A 20,065-nucleotide genomic window follows, 5' to 3' on the forward strand; every position below is an offset into this window, starting at 1 on the left:
GAGACCTCGTTCTTAGTGGGCGACGGCCGCGGCGGCGGCCTCGTCGATCAGGCGGCCGGTGCGGAAGCGCTCGATGGTGAAGGGCGCGTTGATCGGGTGCGGTTCGTCCTTGGCGATGGTCCAGGCGAAGGTGTGGGCAGCACCCGGCGTCGCCTTGAAGCCGCCGGTCCCCCAGCCGCAGTTGACGTAGAGCCCCGAGACGGGCGTCTTCGAGATGATCGCCGAGCGGTCCGGGGTCACGTCGACGATACCACCCCATTTGCGCAGCATCCGCATGCGGTTGAAGATCGGGAACACCTCGGTGATCGCGGCCACGGTGTGCTCGATCAGCGGCAGGCCGCCGCGCTGGCTGTAGGAGGTGTACTGGTCAGTGCCAGAGCCGATCACCAGCTCGCCCTTGTCGGACTGGCTGATATAGGCGTGCACCGCGTTCGACATCACCACGCAGGGGAAGATCGGCTTGACCGGCTCAGAGACCAGAGCCTGCAGCGGGTAGCTCTCGAGCGGCAGGCGCACACCGGCGGTCTCCATCACCACCGAGGTGTGGCCGGCGGCGGACACCGCGACCTTCTTGGCCTTGATGAAGCCCTTGCCGGTCTCGACCCCTGCCACCGAGCCGTCGGCGTTGCGGCGGATCGCGGTGACCGGGCAGTTCTGGATGATGTCGACGCCGCGCATCGCCGCGCCACGGGCATAGCCCCAAGCGACCGCGTCATGGCGCGCGGTGCCGGCGCGCTGCTGCAGCGCACCGCCCATCACCGGGTAGCGGGCATTGGGCGAGACGTTGAGCGGCGGGCAGTATTCCTTGCACTCTTCGGTGGTCAGCCAGCGGTTGTCGACGCCGTTCAGCCGGTTCGCGTGGACGTGGCGCTTGAAGCTCTGCACGTCGTGCACGTTGTGCGCCAGCATCAGCACGCCACGGTTGGAATACATGACGTTGTAGTTGAGCTCCTGGCTCAGCCCCTGCCACAGGTCCACCGCGTGATCGAACAGCCGCGCGCTCTCGTCGTAGAGATAGTTCGAGCGGATGATCGTGGTGTTGCGGCCGGTGTTGCCGCCGCCGAGCCAGCCCTTGTCGATCACCGCGATGTTGGTGATGCCGTGCTGGGTGGCAAGGTAGTAGGCCGCACCGAGGCCGTGACCGCCAGCGCCGACGATGATCACGTCGTACTCGTCTTTCGGCTGGCTGTCCGGCCACTGCTCGGTCCAGTTCTTGTGGCCGCTCAGGGCGTTCTTGAGGAGGGAAAAGGCGTTGAAGCGCGTCATGAGTCGGCCCCCGGCTGCAGAGATGATCGCAGTGGGGTAGCCTGAGATGCCGCCTCAAGCGTGAACGTTTGCGACAGCCGGGATGGAGATCCGCGCCAAGCGCAGGATCGATGCGTCAGCCTGCCTGCGCCTCGCGGCTCTGGCGCAGCGCCAGCGGCGTACAGCCGAACTGGCGGCGGAACATGCGGCTCAGGTGCGAGCTGTCGCAGAAGCCGCAGTCGAGGGCGATCTGCGCCACCGATTTCTCGCTGGTCTCGATGAGGTGATGCGCCAGCGACAGGCGGATGCTGAGAAAGGCGGCCTGCGGCGAGGTATCGAGCGCGACGCGGAAATGCCGCTCGAGCTGGCGCTTGCTGTGGCCGATACGCTTGGCGACCTCGGCGACCGAGAGCGGTGTGTCGATGTTCTGCTGCATCAGGAGCAGCGCCCGCAGCACGATCGGGTCACGGGTCTTGAAATCCATGCTGATGCCGGGCTGCGGCTTCTCGGCCTGCAACTGGTCATCGATGATCATGATATGCAGGCTCTTGCTGGCCTGCGCCTGACCCACGTGCTTGTCGACCAGATGGGCCGCCAGATGCGCCGAGCTGGCGCCCCCGGAACAGGTGAGCCGGTCGCGGTCGACCACGAAGATCTGGTCCGAGACCGGGTTCAGCCCCTCGAACTGCGACAGGAACTCGGAATGGTGGAACCAGCTCACGCAGCAGCGGTAGCCATCCATCAGCCCGGCCTGATGCAGGAGAAACGCGCCAGAGCAGACCCCGACCAGAGGCACCCCCTGCGAGGCCGCCTCCTGCAGGAATCGGGTCTGCCCGGCGCTCAGGCTCGGAAGCTCGTCCATCAGGCCGCCGACCACGACGATGTAGTCGAAGCGCCCGGGATCTCCGAGGCGCTCCTTGGGCTGCACCGTGATGCCACTGCTCGACATCACCGCATCCATACTGTCCGACAGAACCGTCCAGTTGCACAGGATCGGGCGCGAGCGGTCGCCCTCGTCCGCCGCCAGACGCAGCACGTCGACGAAATTGGCAAAGGCGCAGAGGGTGAACTTGCGCGACAGGATGAAGCCCACCGACAGGCGGGCACTGTCCTTGCGCGGCCTGAGCGCACGCGCAGAGGCGTTTCGGGCGGGGACAGAGGGGGTGCGGGCGACTTGGTCCATGGGCACAGTCCTGCGGCGCGAAGGATTCCTGATACGGTGTCGTAGCGCTCATCCCGCATTGACGCAATCATCCTGTTTTTCGCGAGCGCTTTGCTGCAAGTCTGCCCTCCATGTTTCGCGCCCGCCTCCCAGGGCGCATCCGCAGGGCAGACACGACGCACCCCCCTTGCTCCCGCGACGCGTCTGCCCTGCCCCCTTGGCGGCCTGCCCCGCCCTTCGCCGACCCGGCCCGCGGGTCGTCGTTTTCGGTCCGGTGAATGCCGGTCGAGCGCTAGCCACCGATGCCTGCGCATCGGACAGTTTCGACACCCCTCAAAGACAAGTGGAACGCACCATGTCTTCGTTTCCTGAACGCGCAAACGTCGTTATCGTCGGCCTCGGAGGCATCGTCGGCGCGTCTGTCGCGCACCACCTGATCGAGCGCGGCTGGACCGACATCGTCGGCATCGACAAATCCGCCATCCCGACCGATATCGGCTCGACCGGCCACGCCTCGGATTTCTGCTACGTCACCAGCCACGACCTGCTGAGCACCTACACCTCGACCTACTCGGTCGATTTCTACGAGAAGCTGGGCCATTACTCGCGCATCGGCGGTCTCGAAGTGGCCCGCGTCGGCGATGACGAACGCATGCAGGAGCTCAAGCGCCGCTGCGACTCGGGCCGCGCCTTCGGCACCCGCGTGAAGATGATCTCCGCCGCCGAGGCCAAGGAGAAGTTCCCGCTGCTCGAGGAAGACCAGATCCAGGGCGCCATGTGGGACCCGGATGCCGGCCTCGTTGTGCCGCGTTCGCAGACCGTCGCGGGCAAGCTGGTGGATGCCGGCGAGAAGGCCGGCAAGCTGCGCGCCTTCGCCAACACCCCGGCGCTCGAGCTGATCCAGGAGAACGGTCGCGTCACCGGCGTGAAGACCCACCGCGGCACCATCATGGCCGATCACGTCGTGGTCTGCGCCGGTCTCTGGGGCCGCCTGATCGCCGACATGGTGGGCGAAGACCTGCCGGTGATGCCGGTCGATCACCCGCTGACCTTCTTCGGCCCCTACGATGAGTTTGCCGGCACCGGCCTCGAGATCGGCCGTCCGCTGCTGCGCGACCAGGGCAACTCCGCCTACCTGCGCGACACCGGCGATCCCAACACCACCGAGGGTGGCCAGATCGAGTGGGGCTACTACTACGAGAAAGAGCCGCGCATGGTGCACCCGCGCGACATTCTCGAGAAGGGCCAGGCCCGCCTTGGACCGTCGATGCGCGACCTCGAGCTCGAGGACGTGATCGAGCCGCTGGAAAAGGCGATGGAACTGACGCCGATCCTGGCCGAGCTGGGCTTCAACGAGAGCCACTCGTTCAACGGCCTGCTTCAGACCACCACCGATGGCGGCCCCTCGATGGGCGAGAGCCGCAAGGTGCGCGGCCTGTGGTACGCCGTGGCGATCTGGGTCAAGGACGCGCCCGGCATGGCCAAGCTCATCGTCGACTGGATGACCGACGGACGCACCCATATCGATCACAACAGCATCGATTACGCGCGCTTCCAGGACTACCAGCTCACCGAGGACTTCATCTGGGGCCGCTGCGAAGAGACCGCCAAGAAGATCTACAACCCGCCGGTTCACCCGCGCGAGCCCTTCGCAAACGCCCGCGGCATCCGCCGCTCGCCGTTCTATGAGCGTGAGGTCGAGCTGGGTGGCCACTTCATGGAGCTCGGCGGCTGGGAGCGGGCGCATGGCTACGCCGCCAACGAGCACCTGCTCGAGAAATACGCCGACCAGGTGCCGGTGCGCGAGAACGAGTGGGACAACCGCCACTTCTGGCGCGTGTCGAACGCCGAGCAGCTCGAGATGAGCGCCGATTGCGGCATCATCAACCTGTCGCACTTCCACATGACCGACATCTCCGGTCCGGATCACGTGGCGCTGATGGAGTATCTCTGCGCCGCCAAGATCGGTGGCGACAACATGGTCGGCAAGGGTATCTACACCCACATGCTCGATGACGAGGGCAACGTGCGCGCGGACTTCACCGTGTTCCGCATGGGCGACCGCTGCCGTCTCGTGAACGGCGCCGATGCCGGACCGCGCGACCTGATGTACATGAAGCGCATGGCGCAGGATCGCGGCCTCGACGTGACCATCGAGGACGTGACCGAGAAGTTCACCACCATCGGCATCTGGGGCCCGAACGCCCGCGAGAACCTCAAGAAGGTGGTCGCGGATCCGGACGCGCTCGACATCGAGAACTTCCCCTTCGCGGCGATCAAGCCGATCGAGATCGCGGGCAAGACCGTCATGGCCTTCCGCATCTCCTATGTCGGCGAGCAAGGCTGGGAGCTTCACATGCCCTACGAGGACGGCCTCGCCGTCTGGGACGCGCTGCGCGATGCCGGCGTCATGGCGGTGGGGGTCGAGACCTATGCCAACTCGCGCCGCCTCGAGAAGTCGCTGCGCCTGCAGAACGCCGACCTGCACACGCAGTACAACCTCTACGAGGCGGATCTCGCGCGTCCGAAAGTCAAGGAAGCCGACTTCCGCGGCAAGGAGAAGCATCTCGAGTACCGCGCCCGCGACAAGCAGCCGGCGATGCTCTGCACGCTGGTCATGCATGACAACACCGACAGCCAGGGCGTGGCCCGCTACCCGGTGAACACCATGCCGGTGATGGACCCGGAGACCGGCGAGGTGCTGGTCGACAGCCTCGGCCGCCGCTCCTACACCTCCTCGCAGGCCTTCGGCCCGACCGTCGGCAAGAACATCATGCTGGCCTACCTGCCGCAGGAGTATTGCGAGGTCGGCCGCAAGCTGCAGGTGACCTATTTCGACGAGCCCTTCGAGGTCGAGGTGGCGGGCGTCGGCTACGCGCCGCTCTACGATCCCGAGAACCTCAAGCCGCGCAGCTGACGCGGCACCAGGAGGCACGACTGACCGGCGGGCTTCGGCCTGCCGGTTTTGTTTTGGGCCGGGTGCACATGGGCCGAGCCTCGTGCGCAGGCGCGAACTCCAGGCGCGGCACGCGCCGCCCCCTCAGTGCTCTGCCAGCCAGTCCGCGAAGAGACGCGCGTTGGCCGAGGCGCGGCCGTGGATGCGCAGGTAGAACGGATGTGGCGAGGGCATCTCGTCGGGCACCAGCGGCACCAGTCGGCGGCTGCCCAGATGGCTCCCGAGCAGCCCCTCCCAGCCCAGCACCGCGCCGACGTGATCCTCCGCCGCCTGCAGCGAGATAAGGTAGTTGTTGAGGAAGAATCCCGGTCCCCGCGGCGCCGGACGGTCGAGATAGGCGAACCATTCCGGCCACTCGGTATAGGGGTTCACCCCGGACTGGGTGTGGATCAGCGGCACGTCCGAGAGATCGGCCAGCCGCGCAATGCCGTAGCTCCTGGCGAACTGCTCGGTGCCCAGCGCGAGGATGCGGTCGTGGAACAGCACCCGCGTCTCGTCATCCTCCGCCTCCGGGTCGCCGTAGTGGATCGACAGGTCGACCCCCTGCGCCTTCTGGTCGTCCTGGATGAGCTGGGATATTGCGACGCCCGGATGTGCCTTCCAGAAGGCGGCCAGCCGCGGGGTCAGCCAAAGTCCGCTCATCGCCGTCGTGGCCGCGATCGACACGCCGGTGCGATCATGCCGGCTGCGAATACGCGTGACACTCTCCGAGATCGTTTCGAATCCCCTCTGCAACGAGACGAAGAGCAGCGCTCCGGCCTCGGTCAGCTCGACTCCTCGGTACTGACGGTTGAAAAGCGCCTGCCCCAGCTCATGTTCCAGCGCCTTGATGCGGTGGCTCACCGCCGCAGGCGTGACGTTCAACTCGGTTGAGGCCAGCTTGAAGCTCAAATTTCGGGCAGCGGCTTCGAAACAAGCAAGGTCTCCGAGGGAGGGTAGATCATAGGGCTTGGACATAAGGGCGTCGCTTTCGTGCTCCGGATGTCGCAAACAAGCGAAAACCGATCATGACATTAATTCAACTAAACCCACATGAGGATTTTGCCAATTGCCAAATTCCGGCTAGGATGGCTCTGTGCGCCGAAATAGCCCTCCCGCGACAGGAGTTTCGCCATGGCCAGCCCGACCGCCCCGCTTTCCGAACTGCTCAGCCAGCACCGTCCCGGCCATGCGCTCTCGCAGCCGTTCTACACCTCGCCCGAGATCTACGAGGCCGACCTCGAGACGATCTGGTACCGCGAGTGGCTGTTTGCCTTCCCGGCCTGCATGCTGGACAAGACCGGCGCCTATCAGCGCCTGCGCATCGGCGCCTACGACGTCATCGTGATCCGCGACGGCAAGGGCGAGATCGTCGCCTTCCACAACTCCTGCCGCCACCGCGGCTCGGTGCTCTGCTCGGCCGCACAGGGCCGCGTCGCCAAGCTCACCTGCCCCTACCACCAGTGGACCTACGACCTCGACGGCAAGCTGCTCTGGGCGCGCGACATGGGCCCCGATTTCGACCCCTCGAAGCACGGCCTGAAGCCGGTGCACTGCCGCACCAACGCCGGGCTCGTCTACATCTGCCTCGCCGCCGAGGCCCCCGATTTCGAGCCCTTCGCGCAGACCGTGAGCCCCTATCTTGGCGTGCACGACCTGTCGAACGCCAAGGTGGCGTTCCAGTCGACCATCATCGAGAAGGGCAACTGGAAGCTGGTTTGGGAGAACAACCGCGAGTGCTATCACTGCGCCGGCAACCACCCCGATCTGTGCCGCACCTACCCCGAGGATCCCACCATTACCGGTGTCAGCGCCGACGGCACCTTCCCCGAGAAGGTCGAGAGCCACTTCAACCGTCTCGAGGCCGCCGGCGCGCCGTCGCGTTTCAAGGTTGACGAAGGCGGCCAGTACCGCGTCGCGCGCATGCCGCTGCTCGACGGCGCCGAGAGCTACACCGTCTCGGGCAAGATCGCGGTGCAGAAGCGCCTCGGCAACATCCCCTATCTCGACGCCGGCACGCTGCTGCTGTTCCACTACCCGACCACCTGGAACCACTTCCTGACCGATCACTCGATCACCTTCCGCGTCACCCCCATCGGGCCGCAGGAGACCGAGGTGCAGACCACCTGGCTGGTCAACAAGGACGCGGTCGAGGGCGTGGATTACGACCTCAAGAACCTGACCACGGTCTGGGAGCACACCAACGACGAGGATCGCCGCGTGGTCGAGGACAACCAGCAGGGCATCAACTCGCCCGCCTTCGAGCCTGGCCCCTACTCGAAGACCCACGAAGACGGCGTGATCCAGTTCGTGAACTGGTATCTCGGCCGCATGCGCTCTGCGCACGCCCCCGCCACCCTTGCAGCGGAGTAACTGCCCATGACCACCTCCCTCGTCGCCGCATCGGGGCACTGGACCGACGACGAGGCGCTGGAATGCGTCTCCATCCTGCCCGAGACACCGAACGTCATCACCGTGTGCTTCCAGTCGCCCTCGGGCCGGCCCTTCGACTTCAAGGCCGGTCAGTTCCTGACGCTGGAACTGCCGGTGCCCGGCGGGCCGCTCTACCGGACCTACACGATCTCGTCCTCGCCCTCGCGTCCGATGTCGCTGACCCTGACCATGAAGGCGCAGTCCGACAGCATCGGGACGCGCTGGATGATGGACAACCTCAAGCCGGGCATGACGCTGCGCGCGCTCGGCCCGGGCGGGCGCTTCACCGCGGCCGATCACCCGGCGGAAAAGTACCTGCTCATCTCCGCAGGCTCGGGCATCACCCCGATGATGTCGATGGTGACGGATTTCTACGACCGCGGCCGCACCTGCGACATCGTCTTCGTCAACTGCGCCCGCAAGCCGTCTGAGATCATCTTCCGTGAGCGGCTCGAGCACATGGCCTCGCGCATCGAGGGGCTCGACCTGCGCTGGGTCGTGGCCGAGCGTGACAAGTACAAGCCCTGGACCGGCTACCAGGGCCAGTTCAACCAGCTCATGCTGGGTCTGATGGCACCGGACTACCTCGAGCGCGAGGTGTTCTGCTGCGGCCCCGAGGGCTTCATGACCGCGGTGCGCGAAGCGCTGGCAGGCCTCGGCTTCGACATGGAGCATTACCACCAGGAGAGCTTCCAGGCGCCCGGCACCCCCGGCCCCGAACTGGTCGAAGCGCCGCTGCCGGAAGACGATCTGCCGGAAGAGGACGTGCAGGCCGAGATCCTCTTCGACATCTCCGGCGTCAGCGCCTCCTGCCCCGAGACCGACACCGTGCTCGCCGCGGCGCGCGGTGCCGGCGTGGCGATCCCGTCGGGCTGCACCTTCGGGGTCTGCGGCACCTGCAAGGTCAAGAAGCTCGAGGGCGAAGTGCACATGGTGCACAACGGCGGCATCACCGAGGAGGAGATCGAGGAAGGCTACATCCTCGCCTGCTGCTCGAACCCACGCGGCAAGGTCACCGTCGAGCTCTGATCTCGCTCATCTGAGACACGCGTGGCGCGGTCACTCCGCGCCGCGCATCAGCACCCCCACCGGCGGCTGATCCTCCGCCCGCCCCTGCCCGGCCTGCGCCTTGCGGTATTCCGCCGGGGTCACGCCCCGCTCGGCCTTGAGAGTGCGCGACAGGTGCGGCCCGTCGCAGAAGCCACAGGCCAACGCCACCTCGGTGATCGAGGCCTCCGAACCCCTCAGCCGCTGCAACGCCCGCTCCAGCCGCAGGTCGAGATAAACCTTGAGCGGCGTCTGTCCCAGATCCGCGAGGAAGCGCCGCTCGAGCGTGCGCCGCCCGACGCCAAGCTCGCGCGACAGCTCTTCGACGGTCTTCGGATGCTCGAGGTTCTGCTGCATCCTGAGCACCGCACGCTTCACCAGCGCATCGCCGGCGCGCCGCGCCGTGGCCTGTCCGGGCTGCGGGCGCTCGCCGCTCATCGCTTCCTCGATCATCATGATGTTGAGGCTCTTGATCGCGGCGTTCTGCCCGACATGGCGCTGCACGAGGAAGGCCGCGAGATGCGCCGCCCCGTGCCCGCCGGAGCAGGTCAGCCGGTCGCGGTCGACCACGAAAATCTGGTCCGAGATCGGCGTCTCGGCCTCGAACTGGTCGAGAAAGTCCTGGTGGTGGAACCAGCTTACACAGCAGCGGTAGCCCTTGAGCAGACCGAGCCTTTGCAGGATGAACACGCCGGTACAAAGCCCAACCAGCGGCACCCCGGCTGCGGCCTGCCGCTGCAGGAAGGCCTGCGCCTCGCCCCCCAGCGCGGCACTGTCGCCGATCAGCCCGCCCACCACGACGACATAATCGTAGCGCCCGGCATGGCGCAGGCGCTTTTCCGGCTGCACCCGCACGCCACAGGAGGAGCGCACCGCCTCGAGACTGTCCGACAGCACCACCCAGTCGCAGAGGATCGGGCGCGAGTGGTCGGCCTCGTCGGCGGCAAGGCGGAGCACATCAACGAAGTTGGCGAAGGCCGAGAGGGTGAAGCGGTCGGCCAGAACGAAGGCGACGCTCAGACGCTTGGCAGGGATCTTGGCGGGGCTGGCCATGTCGGCATCCTTCACAGCGGATGGCGCAAATCTACAGGATCGGAAGGTGCCGGGCAATGCGCCTCGGTGGCAGCTTTTGGACGCCGCCGCGCCATCGCCTGCCCGCGGGGGGGGACGATCCCCCTTCCGAGCCTCTCGATTTATCCCGGTCAAGTCCGAAAGACCTATATCCTGCAGACCCGGCCTCCCCAAATCGCCAGCCCGTCGAGGCAGGCAGGCGATGGCGCGACTGCCTTCGGCCTGTGTTCCGCGCCAGAGCGGGACTCAAACAATGCGACGCGCCGGAGACACGAGACCCGGCCCCATGCCCGCCCATAAATAAGGCACCCGATCTCCACGTCCGGAGCGAAAAAATCCGCCCCCAAATCACCCGAATCCCAGCCCTGCAAGGCCACACAAGCTCTTGTGCCCGGAACCGTTGCACAACTGCATATTGACGCACCTTGGGCCGCATGATCTAGATATAGGTGCTTCAGGTGCTCGGCGGAATCATCCGCCGGCAAGAGGGAAGCCGGTGAAAAGCCGGCACTGCCCCCGCAACTGTAAGCGGCGCGCGAGGCCGATCATGCCACTGGGGCTGCCACCCCGGGAAGGCCGGCCAAGCGGGACCCGCCGTGAGTCAGGAGACCTGCCGGAAGCAACAGGATTTGACCACGAACGGTGGGTTCGGGGCGTGTCACAGGACCGGAGCGGCACAGGCCGCGCCGTCCGGTCGCGTCCCTGCCCGCCAGCCACAAAGAGGACGCCGCCCATGTCGATCATCGTCTATTCCAAGCCCGCCTGCGTGCAGTGCACCGCCACCACCCGTGCGCTCGACGCCCGTGGCCTGCCCTATGACGTGGTGGACCTCACCGAGGATGCCGACGCGATGGCCCGCGTGACCGAGCTCGGCTACCGCCAGGCGCCCGTGGTGATCGCCGGTGAGGACCACTGGTCGGGCTTCCGCCCCGACATGATCGGCGCGCTCGCCTCCTGAGCCATGCCGGGGATCGTCTACTTCTCCTCGGCCAGCGGCAACACCGCGCGCTTCGTGGACGGGCTCGGGATGCTGGCCAGCCGCATCCCGGTCTCGCCCAAGGCGGTGCTGGGACGCATTCCCGAGGAGTTCGTGCTGATCTGCCCCACCTATGCCGACGGTGAAGGCCGCGGCGCGGTGCCCAAACAGGTCATCCGCTTCCTGAACGATCCCGACCACCGCCGCCGCCTGCGCGGCGTCATCGGCGGCGGCAACCGGAACTTCGGGGCCACCTATGGCCTCGCCGCCGATGTCATCGCCAAGAAATGCTCCGTGCCCCTGCTCTACAAGTTCGAGCTCGCTGGCACGCTCACCGACATTGCCCGCGTCAAAGACGGGCTGCACGCCTTCTGGGGGACCGAATGCTTGACCGCATGAGCGAGACGCTCGATTACCACGCGCTGAATGCGATGCTGAACCTCTACGATGACGAGGGCCACATCCGTTTTGACGCCGACCGCATGGCCGCGCGGCAGTACTTTCTGCAGCACGTCAACCAGAACACGGTGTTCTTCCACTCGCTCGACGAGAAGCTCGATTACCTCGTCGAGGAGGGCTACTACGAGGCCGAGGTGCTCGAGGCCTATCCGCGCGCCTTCCTGCAGCAGATCTGGGACGCCGCCTTCAAGAAGAAGTTCCGCTTCCCGACCTTCCTCGGCGCGTTCAAGTACTACACCTCCTACACGCTCAAGACCCGCGACGGGAAACGCTTCCTCGAGCGCTACGAGGACCGTGTCGTGATGGTGGCGCTGGCGCTGGCGCGCGGCGATCAGGACCTTGCCATGTCGTTCATGGAAGAGATCCTGTCGGGCCGCTTCCAGCCGGCCACGCCCACTTTCCTCAACGCCGGCAAGAAGAGCCGCGGCGAGCTGATCTCGTGCTTCCTGCTCCGGCTCGAAGACAACATGGAAAGCATCGGCCGCGGCATCAACTCGGCGCTGCAACTGTCGAAGCGCGGCGGCGGCGTCGCCCTCATGCTGACCAACATCCGCGAGCACGGCGCGCCCATCAAGGGCATCGAGAACCAGTCCTCGGGGGTGATCCCGATCATGAAGCTGCTCGAAGACAGCTTCTCCTACGCCAACCAGCTCGGGGCCCGTCAGGGCGCGGGGGCGGTCTATCTCAACGCCCACCACCCCGACATCCTGCGCTTCCTCGACACCAAGCGCGAAAACGCCGACGAGAAGATCCGCATCAAGACGCTGTCCCTCGGCGTGGTGATCCCCGACGTGACCTTCGAGCTCGCCAAGCGCAACGAGCCGATGTACCTGTTCTCGCCGCATGACGTGGAAAAGATCTACGGCGTGCCGTTCTCGGAAATCTCGGTCACCGAGAAATACGACGAGATGGTCGAGGACAAGCGCATCCGCAAGACCAAGATCAACGCTCGCTCGTTCTTCCAGACGCTGGCCGAGATCCAGTTCGAGAGCGGCTATCCCTACATCATGTTCGAAGACACGGTGAACCGGATGAACCCGATCGACGGGCGGATCACCATGTCGAACCTTTGCTCTGAGATCCTGCAGGTCAACGAGGCCTCGGAATACAACGAGGACCTGAGCTATGCCCGCATGGGCACCGACATCTCGTGCAACCTCGGCTCGCTCAACATCGCCAAGTCCATGGATGGCCGCGATCTCGGCGCCACCGTCGAGGCGGCGATCCGGGCGCTGACCGCGGTGTCGGAAATGTCGGCCATCGACTCGGTACCGTCGATCCGCAAGGGCAACGACGAGAGCCACGCCATCGGCCTCGGCCAGATGAACCTGCACGGTTTCCTCGCCCGCGAGCACATCCATTATGGCAGCCCCGAGGGGGTCGAATTCACCTCGGTCTATTTCGCCACCGTGGCCTACCACGCCATCCGCGCCTCCTGCGCGCTGGCCAAGGAGCGCGGCGAGAGCTTCAAGGGCTTCGCGGCCTCGGACTATGCCTCGGGCGTGTTCTTCGACAAGTACACCGAGCGCGACTGGCTGCCCGAGAGCGACCGCGTGGCGCAGCTTTTCGACGGCATCGCCCTGCCCTCGCGCGCCGACTGGGCCGCGCTGAAGGCGGATGTGATGGAGCACGGGCTCTACAACCGCAACCTTCAGGCGGTGCCGCCCACCGGCTCGATCAGCTACATCAACAACTCGACCTCTTCGATCCACCCGATCGTGTCGAAGATCGAGATCCGCAAGGAAGGCAAGATCGGCCGCGTCTACTACCCGGCGGCGTTCATGAACAACGACAACCTCGAGTATTACCGCGACGCCTACGAGATCGGCCCCGAGGCGCTGATCGAGACCTATGCCGCCGCCACCGAGCATGTCGATCAGGGCCTGTCGCTGACCCTGTTCTTCCCCGCCGAGGCCACAACGCGCGACATCAACCGCGCCCAGATCCTTGCCTGGAAGAAGGGCATCAAGACGATCTACTACGTGCGCCTGCGCCAGACCGCGCTGGAAGGCACCGAGGTCGAGGGCTGCGTGTCCTGCACGCTCTGAGCCCCTCCCGAAACGCTTAGGAAGAGATCCGCCATGAAGGACAATGCCCCCGCCTCCGCCCGCGCCGTGCCCCGCGCGATCAACTGGAACCGCCTGCAGGACGAGAAGGACCTCGAGGTCTGGAACCGCCTGACGGTGAATTTCTGGCTCCCCGAGAAGGTGCCGCTGTCGAACGACGTGCAGAGCTGGGCCACGCTGACCGAGGAGGAGCGCCAGCTCACCATCCGCGTGTTCACCGGCCTGACCCTGCTCGACACGATCCAGAACTCGGTCGGCGCGCCGGCGATGATGCCTGACTGCCTCACGCCGCACGAGGAATCGGTGCTGACCAACATCGCCTTCATGGAGGCGGTACACGCGCGCAGCTACTCGTCGATCTTCTCGACGCTGTGCTCGACCCGCGAGGTCGACGAGGCATTCCGCTGGTCGGACGAGAACCCGCACTTGCAGGCCAAGGCCCGCGCCGTGCTCGAGACCTATGCCCCCGAGGCCGACCCGCTGAAGCGCAAGATCGCCAGCGTGTTCCTCGAGAGCTTCCTGTTCTACTCGGGCTTCTACCTGCCGATGTACTGGTCGAGCCGCGCCAAGCTGACCAACACCGCCGACCTGATCCGCCTGATCATCCGCGACGAGGCGGTGCATGGCTATTACATTGGCTACAAGTTCCAGCGCGGTCTGGAGTTGGAAAGCCCCGAACGCCGGCAGGAACTGAAGGACTACGCCTTCGGCCTGCTCTTCGAGCTCTATGACATCGAGGCGCGCTACACCGAGGAGCTCTATGACGGCATCGGGCTGACCGAAGAGGTCAAGGCCTTCCTGCATTACAACGCCAACAAGGCGCTGCAGAACCTCGGCTTCGAGGCGCTGTTTCCCCCAGAGGCGGCCGAGGTCAACCCGGCGATCCTCGCGGCCCTCAGCCCCGACAGCGAGAACCACGACTTCTTCTCCGGCTCGGGCTCGAGCTATGTCATCGGCCGCGCCGTCGCGACCGAGGACGACGACTGGGATTTCTGAGCCCCGCCGTCCCGCAAAGACTGTCGCAGGCGGACACCAACGTGCCGCCTGTGACTGCGCCCAAGGCGCCTCGGCCTGCCGGATTCACAGGCCCGCCGGACCCGGCACCCTCTCTCTTCCCTCCCCCTTCGCGAAAGCAATTCGTTGACGCACACGCCTTGCGTGTTGATGCTTGACGCCGGGGAAGGCGCCAACGCCTCTCCTTGATGCGCCCCTGTGGCGGCACCGCTTGCGGGAGAGAAGCCGGGATGAAGGACTGCGATCTGATCATGAAAGGCGGGATCACCTCCGGGGTGGTCTATCCCTATGCCATCACCGAGCTGGCGCGCAGCTACCGCCTGCGCAGCATCGGCGGATCTTCGGCCGGAGCCATCGCCGCGGCCCTCGCCGCAGCCGCCGAATACCGGCGTCAGTCGTCGCCCCAGAAGGACGACATGGGCGGCTTCGACGAGATCGAGAAGATCGCCGGCGAACTTGCCGAGGACCTCGGCAAGTTGCTGCAGCCGGCGCCCCCCTTCGCCGGGCTGTTCAAGCTCCTACTCGCAGCGGTCTCGGACCCGGCGGGAGGCCGCTCGAAGATCAGGGGCCTGCTGTCCGCCGCCACCGGCCTCTGGAAGCGCCCGATCTTGCTCGGGGCCGGCACCGCGCTGGCAGGGCTGATCGCGGCGGCGGTGCTGTGCGATCTCGGCTGGCTGTTTTTCGGGGCTCTCTTCGGTCTGGTGCTGACGGTCGGCCTCATCGCGCTCGACCTGCGCCGGCTGGTTGTGAGGGATCTGCCCGCCAACCGCTTCGGCCTGCTGCCCGGCACCACGCAGCCCGGTGGCGAGGGCCCGGGCCTGACCGACTGGCTGGCCGACAAGATCGACATCGTGGCGGGCAATCTCGGCGTCGACGGCAAACCGGGGACCCCGCTGACCGTCGGCGCGCTGGACGAGCGCGATATCGAGCTTGCCGCGATGACCACCGATCTGACCTCGAAGCGGCCCTTCCAGTTGCCGCTGCGCTCGGGCCATCACTTCTTCTCGGCCCAAGAGTTCGAGGCGCTGTTTCCGCCGCGCATCATGGCCTATCTCATTGGCGAGGCGACGCCGTTCGACGCCAGTGCCGCCGGCGGCCCCAGCGATCTCTATCCGATGCGCATCGACGAGGATTTTCCGCTTCTGCTCGTCGCGCGCCTGTCGCTGAGCTTTCCCGGGCTGTTTCAGGCGGTACCGCTGTGGCGCAAGGACTACGAACTCAAGACGCCGGCAGGAGAGAACGGGCTTTGGCGCCGCTGCCTGTTCTCCGACGGCGGCATCTCGTCGAACCTGCCGATCCACCTCTTCGACGCATGGCTGCCGCGCCGCCCGACCTTCGCGATCTCGCTCGCCTCGTGGGATCCGGAACGCCATGGCAGGGAGCGGGTGCACCTGCCCAGGCAATCCGGGCAGAGCACGGATCTGCCGACCCAGGAGTTGGGCGGCCTCGGCGCCTTCCTGTCGTCTGTCCTCAACACTGCGAAGGACTGGCAGGACACGCTGCAGACCGCGCTGCCCGGCTTTGCCGAGCGCACCGTCGAGATCCGCCTCGACGAAACCAAGGAAGGCGGATTGAACCTCTCGATGAACAAGGACACGATCGAGAGCCTGATCGGGCTGGGCCGTCAGGCCGGGCGGATGTTGGTTGACGAGTTCGACTTCGAGGAGAACCGCTGGCGCCGCGCCATGTCGCTGATGGGAGAGATCGAGAGCAATCTCGAAGGCTTCGCCCGCGCCTATCGCGAGGCACCCGTCGGCACCGATGCCATGCCCTACGAGACGCTGTTGACCGAGTACGACCAGGCCACAATCAAGAATGCCTCGAAAAGGTGGCGGCGCGAGGTGCTCGCCCCGTTTGCCGACAGGCTCGCCGAGATCGGCGAAGAGGTCGCCAAAGCGCACGCGGCCGGGGAAAAGAAGACCGTGCAGGAGGGCCCGCGACCGGGGCAGGATGCCTCGCTGCGGCTGCTGGCGGATGCCGACCGCCGGCCGAAGTCTCGCTCGGGCGCGGCCAGGGAGGGCTCCGCATGATCTTCTTCGATCATGCCGACCGGGAGCGCGACGCGCCCGAATGGTTCGCCTCGCGCGAGGTCGAGGAGGCGCTCCGCCAGATCGACACTTTCCTGTCGCTGGGAGCACGTGAGCGTGCCCAGACCGACCCGCCGCCGGTCTGGAAGCTCCCCGTGGGTCGGGATGTGCTGGACGCGCTGGAGCATCGTTCGATGGGGCTCTGTGCCTTTTGCGAGCAGCGCGCCCGGCTCGGGGCCTGGCGGTTTCGCCCGCCGGCCCATGCCATGCCGATGGCCGCCCCAGATGAGCGGATCGCCTATCTCTGGCGCAGCTTCGAGTGGCCGAATTTCTTCCCGATCTGTCGTGACTGCACCCCCTCGCCGCAAACCTATTTCCCGGTCGACGGTCCTCGCGAGGGCCCTCCGCCCCGTCCCGCGCCCGACAAGAGCAGCAGCTCGACCGGCAGCTTCTGGCGGCTTCCGCTCTCTGGTGATGTGCACCAGACCATCATCGGGCCCGGGCAGGCACCGGGGCGCTCGCCCGACGAAGAAGCCATCCTCTATCACCCGGGCGAACCCGCACAGCCCGCCAGCGCCTTCCGCGCGACCCTCGATGGCGCGCTGATCCCCCTCAACCGCCGCGCCCGGGAGACGGTGAAGACCTACCGCCTCGACCGCGCGGAGCTCGTCGCCGTCCGGAGCCGGGTCGCGCGCGAGCTGCTACTTCGTCTTGAAAAAGCGCCGGACCGCGCGAGCGAGACCCTTCATCGGCTGACCGGGTTGCGGACCGATGAAGCCCACCCAATTCCCGAGGGCCTGCAGTTCCCCGGCTTCGCCTATCTCGTCTTCAGGCAATTGCTTGCGGACGCGCTCGGGCGCATGGGGCTCGAGCGCCCGCTCTCGCTCTCCCAGATCATGCGCAGCACGCTCTCTCTCGAACGCGACGTCGATTTCCCCCGCGCCCTGACCGAGTCGCTCGCGGCGTTCCAGGCCGAGGATGAGGGCACTGCCGGCACCGGAGCGCAGGCCCCCGAGGCACCGCAGCCGGCGCCTCCCTCCGACGACCCCGCCGCCCGGCGCGCCCATCCACGCATCGCGCAGATCGCATTGCGCGACTTCAAGTCGCTCGAGGCCATCGACCTGAAGCTGCCCGCAGCACTCGATACCGAGAGCGACGAGATTCTGACAGAGACCAGCATGGAGCCGCCCTCGGCCCCCTGCCTCCTGATCCTCGGCGAGAATGCCACCGGCAAGAGCTCGATCCTCGAGGGCGTGGCGCTCGCCTGCCTCGACGCCCCGGCCCGCGCCGCGCTGGCCGAGAGCGTGGGCCTGAGCCCCCGCCGCCTCACGCTCGATCCGCGCTACATGGGCGCCCCGGAGCAAGAGCCGCGAGACCGTGCCAGCGTCGAGATCCTCTTTCACCCCGAAGAGCCCGATGAGACCGGTCGCCACCTTGCCCTCACCGCGCGGCGCGACGCCCGCGGCGGTGTCTTCGACGAACGCGACGACCTGCCCGGTCCGCGCCCTTTCGTTTTCGCCTACGGTCCCAACCGCATCTATGGCAGCGAGACGCTGGACACGCCCTGGCGCCACTACGACACGCTCTTCGAATCCGGCCGCCGGCTGTCGAACCCGGAAGCCTGGCTGGTCGAGCTGGCGCAACGCGATGACGGCGCCCTCGACATGGTCGTGGCCGCGCTGCGCCACATCATCCAGATCGACGGGCGCTTCGAGACCATCGAGATTGCCCCGGATCCGCTCGAAGGCGACGCGCTCTGCGCCTGGATCCACCTCACCCGCAACGGGCCGGAGGGCCGCAAGAGCAGCGTGCGCCAGCGCCTTGCCTTCGCCTCCTCGGGCTACCGGGCGGTGCTGGCGCTGGTCTGCGACGTGCTGCAGGGGCTGATGGCGGACGGCGCCTCGGTCTACGAGGCGCGGACCTCGAACGCCCTTGTCCTGATCGACGAGATCGAGGCGCATCTGCACCCGCGCTGGAAGCTCCAGATCATCTCGGGCCTGCGCCGCGCCCTGCCCCGGGCCACGTTCCTGCTCACCTCGCATGACCCGCTCTGCGTGCGTGGCATGCGACCGGGCGAGGTTCTGATGCTGAACCGTCACCTGCGTGATCCCGATGCCGTGGGCGATGGCCCCTCCGAGATGGAGGTGGTGGAGCGGGTTTCGGATTTCGGCGCTTTCGAGCGGCTGACCATCGAGCAGCTGCTGACCTCGGACATGTTCCAGCTGGTGTCCGTCGATGATCCCCGCGCCGAGCGACGCTACGCTGAGGTCGCCCGGTTGCTTGGGCAACAGGCGAAGGCCGAGGCTTCCGGGAACCCGGATGCCGGCCTCACCGCCATCGAACGCGACCAGCTGCGCGCCTTTCACGAGGAGGTCGCCGAGGGCATGCCCGCCGGTGTGAGCGAGGTCACCACGCTGGTGCAGAAGGCGGTCGCCGATTTTCTCCGGGATCGCCGCACGCTGGACGCGACCGCCCGCGGCAAGCGCCGGGCGGCGGTCGAGCAGGAGATCCGCTCGTTTCTCGAGGAGCTGTTGCGATGAGGTTCGTCGACCGCAAGGCCGTGGCCGAGCCCGAGATCCTGCAGGCCCCCTTCACCCGAGGCAGGAAGAAGGGCCGGTCCGAGCTTGACGACGTCACCGATTTCATGGCGCGCAAGGAGGCTGGTGAGGCGACCGGATCCTACACCTTCCTGCGCTACAAGGAAGATGCGGTCACCGAGGCGCTCGAGGCGCTGTTCTTCCGCAAGTGCGCCTATTGCGAAAGCGCCTATGACATCGTCCAGCCGGTCGACGTGGAGCACTACCGCCCCAAGGGCGCGGTCGACGGCGCCGAGGGCCATGACGGCTACTGGTGGCTGGCGATGGACTGGCGCAACCTGCTGCCCTCCTGCATCGACTGCAACCGCCGCCGCGGCCAGCGCATCGCGGGCCCGGCCGGCGCGACCGACGTCAATGCCGGCAAGCAGACGCTGTTTCCCCTGCGCGACCCGACGAGGCGGTGGGCAGACAGCGCCGCACAGGGCGAGGACGACGGCTCGGGCGAAGGCCGTCTGCTGCTCGACCCGACCCGCGACGACCCGGCCCTGCACCTCGCGTTCGATGTCGATCTCGCCGCCCCTCTGGGGCTGATCTACGCGCGCCCGGATCCCGACCGGCCCGATCCCGGGCGTACGGATGCCGCCGGAGCGCTGCCGGCGCTGGAGGAGACCGGCCCGATGGTGCGTGCCGCCGCCGAGGCCGGGCTGAGCCCGATGGGAGCGGTCTCGATTCAGGTCTACGGCCTGAACCGCACCGGCCTTGTGCAGGCCCGCACCCGGGTGATGCGCGACATGGCCTTCCTGCACCGGCTGGTGGTGTCGCTGGGCGAGCTGGCGATGGACCTCCGCGAGCGGGCCGAGGAAACGACGCGCCCCGCCTCAGACCGAGACTTTGACCGCCGCGTCGCCGTCAAGCTCGACGCCCTGCGGGCCGACGCCAAGGAACAGATGCGCGCCAAGACCGCGCCCGACGCACCCTATTCCGAAGCCGCCCGCGCCTGGGCCAGAGCCACGCTGGCCGAGCTGAAGTCGGACCCCGCCCAACCCGCGCCGCCAGCAGGGCGCTAGGCGGCGGCGGACCGGCATTGATGCCG

14 protein-coding genes and 1 riboswitch are annotated in these 20,065 nt (G+C 66.8%); of the genes, 10 read left to right on the plus strand and 4 right to left on the minus strand.

The features are described 5' to 3' along the window. Positions 1-12: 12 nt before the first annotated feature. A complete protein-coding gene (locus JF542_RS20595) occupies positions 13-1,266 on the minus strand; it encodes a sarcosine oxidase subunit beta family protein (protein WP_207077233.1) in 1,254 nt (417 codons plus the stop codon). Between the two features lie 115 nt (positions 1,267-1,381). Continuing rightward, positions 1,382-2,428, minus strand: a complete 1,047-nt coding sequence (locus tag JF542_RS20600) for a GlxA family transcriptional regulator (protein ID WP_207077234.1) — start codon at positions 2,426-2,428, stop codon at positions 1,382-1,384. A gap of 334 nt (positions 2,429-2,762) precedes the next feature. Here JF542_RS20600 and JF542_RS20605 point away from each other — a divergent pair, with 334 nt between their 5' ends. After that, complete coding sequence (locus JF542_RS20605) at positions 2,763-5,324, plus strand: GcvT family protein (RefSeq protein ID WP_207077235.1); 2,562 nt, start codon at positions 2,763-2,765, stop codon at positions 5,322-5,324. Positions 5,325-5,447: 123 nt separating this feature from the next. Here the strand turns inward: JF542_RS20605 and JF542_RS20610 are convergent, their stop codons facing one another. Continuing rightward, the gene (locus JF542_RS20610) at positions 5,448-6,320 is read right to left on the minus strand and encodes a LysR family transcriptional regulator (protein ID WP_007797890.1); all 873 of its coding nucleotides are present in this window, start codon (positions 6,318-6,320) and stop codon (positions 5,448-5,450) included. Between the two features lie 156 nt (positions 6,321-6,476). On the opposite strand from JF542_RS20610, the gene JF542_RS20615 reads away from it, so the two are divergent. Both JF542_RS20615 and JF542_RS20620 read left to right on the plus strand, forming a co-directional pair. Beyond that, positions 6,477-7,715 (plus strand): aromatic ring-hydroxylating oxygenase subunit alpha, encoded by a 1,239-nt coding sequence (locus JF542_RS20615; protein ID WP_007797887.1) that lies wholly within the window; start codon positions 6,477-6,479, stop codon positions 7,713-7,715. Between the two features lie 6 nt (positions 7,716-7,721). Further along, positions 7,722-8,804 (plus strand): FAD-binding oxidoreductase, encoded by a 1,083-nt coding sequence (locus tag JF542_RS20620; RefSeq protein WP_007797884.1) that lies wholly within the window; start codon positions 7,722-7,724, stop codon positions 8,802-8,804. A gap of 30 nt (positions 8,805-8,834) precedes the next feature. On the opposite strand, the gene JF542_RS20625 is transcribed toward JF542_RS20620, so the two are convergent. After that, positions 8,835-9,875, minus strand: coding sequence for a GlxA family transcriptional regulator (locus JF542_RS20625; RefSeq protein ID WP_207077236.1), 1,041 nt, complete (start codon positions 9,873-9,875; stop codon positions 8,835-8,837). A 457-nt stretch (positions 9,876-10,332) separates the two neighbouring features. Next, positions 10,333-10,525, plus strand: a riboswitch (cobalamin riboswitch). A gap of 101 nt (positions 10,526-10,626) precedes the next feature. Between JF542_RS20625 and nrdH the strand changes: the two genes are divergently transcribed. The 7 genes from nrdH (at position 10,627) to JF542_RS20660 (ending at position 20,039) form a co-directional block, all read left to right on the plus strand. Continuing rightward, positions 10,627-10,851 carry a glutaredoxin-like protein NrdH gene (gene nrdH / locus JF542_RS20630; protein WP_207077237.1) on the plus strand — a complete coding sequence of 75 codons (225 nt, stop codon included), beginning with the start codon at positions 10,627-10,629 and terminating at the stop codon, positions 10,849-10,851. 3 nt (positions 10,852-10,854) lie between these two features. Then, the gene (nrdI, locus tag JF542_RS20635; protein ID WP_007797876.1) at positions 10,855-11,268 is read left to right on the plus strand and encodes a class Ib ribonucleoside-diphosphate reductase assembly flavoprotein NrdI; all 414 of its coding nucleotides are present in this window, start codon (positions 10,855-10,857) and stop codon (positions 11,266-11,268) included. Continuing rightward, on the plus strand, positions 11,253-13,376 hold the full coding sequence (gene nrdE / locus JF542_RS20640; RefSeq protein WP_207077238.1) for a class 1b ribonucleoside-diphosphate reductase subunit alpha: 2,124 nt from the start codon (positions 11,253-11,255) through the stop codon (positions 13,374-13,376). Before nrdI ends, nrdE begins: the two co-directional genes overlap by 16 nt. A 33-nt stretch (positions 13,377-13,409) precedes the next feature. Continuing rightward, positions 13,410-14,390: a class 1b ribonucleoside-diphosphate reductase subunit beta gene (gene nrdF / locus JF542_RS20645; protein WP_007797871.1), complete on the plus strand. Its 981-nt coding sequence runs from the start codon at positions 13,410-13,412 to the stop codon at positions 14,388-14,390. A 248-nt stretch (positions 14,391-14,638) separates the two neighbouring features. Continuing rightward, positions 14,639-16,438, plus strand: a complete 1,800-nt coding sequence (locus tag JF542_RS20650; protein ID WP_207077239.1) for a patatin-like phospholipase family protein — start codon at positions 14,639-14,641, stop codon at positions 16,436-16,438. Beyond that, positions 16,435-18,975 carry an AAA family ATPase gene (locus JF542_RS20655; protein ID WP_207077240.1) on the plus strand — a complete coding sequence of 847 codons (2,541 nt, stop codon included), beginning with the start codon at positions 16,435-16,437 and terminating at the stop codon, positions 18,973-18,975. Before JF542_RS20650 ends, JF542_RS20655 begins: the two co-directional genes overlap by 4 nt. After that, positions 18,972-20,039: an HNH endonuclease family protein gene (locus JF542_RS20660; protein ID WP_207077241.1), complete on the plus strand. Its 1,068-nt coding sequence runs from the start codon at positions 18,972-18,974 to the stop codon at positions 20,037-20,039. Before JF542_RS20655 ends, JF542_RS20660 begins: the two co-directional genes overlap by 4 nt. The last annotated feature ends 26 nt before the right edge of the window (positions 20,040-20,065 follow it).

The sequence above is a fragment of the Salipiger bermudensis genome (genome assembly GCF_017309175.1).
GTDB classification, from domain to species: domain Bacteria; phylum Pseudomonadota; class Alphaproteobacteria; order Rhodobacterales; family Rhodobacteraceae; genus Salipiger; species Salipiger bermudensis.

Excerpts from the sequence above, each read along its gene's own strand:
- JF542_RS20595 (WP_207077233.1), bottom strand. The coding sequence starts at position 1,266 with ATGACGCGCTTCAACGCCTTTTCCCTCCTCAAGAACGCCCTGAGCGGC.
- JF542_RS20600 (WP_207077234.1), bottom strand. The coding sequence starts at position 2,428 with ATGGACCAAGTCGCCCGCACCCCCTCTGTCCCCGCCCGAAACGCCTCT.
- JF542_RS20605 (WP_207077235.1), top strand. The coding sequence starts at position 2,763 with ATGTCTTCGTTTCCTGAACGCGCAAACGTCGTTATCGTCGGCCTCGGA.
- JF542_RS20610 (WP_007797890.1), bottom strand. The coding sequence starts at position 6,320 with ATGTCCAAGCCCTATGATCTACCCTCCCTCGGAGACCTTGCTTGTTTC.
- JF542_RS20615 (WP_007797887.1), top strand. The coding sequence starts at position 6,477 with ATGGCCAGCCCGACCGCCCCGCTTTCCGAACTGCTCAGCCAGCACCGT.
- JF542_RS20620 (WP_007797884.1), top strand. The coding sequence starts at position 7,722 with ATGACCACCTCCCTCGTCGCCGCATCGGGGCACTGGACCGACGACGAG.
- JF542_RS20625 (WP_207077236.1), bottom strand. The coding sequence starts at position 9,875 with ATGGCCAGCCCCGCCAAGATCCCTGCCAAGCGTCTGAGCGTCGCCTTC.
- nrdH (WP_207077237.1), top strand. The coding sequence starts at position 10,627 with ATGTCGATCATCGTCTATTCCAAGCCCGCCTGCGTGCAGTGCACCGCC.
- nrdI (WP_007797876.1), top strand. The coding sequence starts at position 10,855 with ATGCCGGGGATCGTCTACTTCTCCTCGGCCAGCGGCAACACCGCGCGC.
- nrdE (WP_207077238.1), top strand. The coding sequence starts at position 11,253 with ATGCTTGACCGCATGAGCGAGACGCTCGATTACCACGCGCTGAATGCG.
- nrdF (WP_007797871.1), top strand. The coding sequence starts at position 13,410 with ATGAAGGACAATGCCCCCGCCTCCGCCCGCGCCGTGCCCCGCGCGATC.
- JF542_RS20650 (WP_207077239.1), top strand. The coding sequence starts at position 14,639 with ATGAAGGACTGCGATCTGATCATGAAAGGCGGGATCACCTCCGGGGTG.
- JF542_RS20655 (WP_207077240.1), top strand. The coding sequence starts at position 16,435 with ATGATCTTCTTCGATCATGCCGACCGGGAGCGCGACGCGCCCGAATGG.
- JF542_RS20660 (WP_207077241.1), top strand. The coding sequence starts at position 18,972 with ATGAGGTTCGTCGACCGCAAGGCCGTGGCCGAGCCCGAGATCCTGCAG.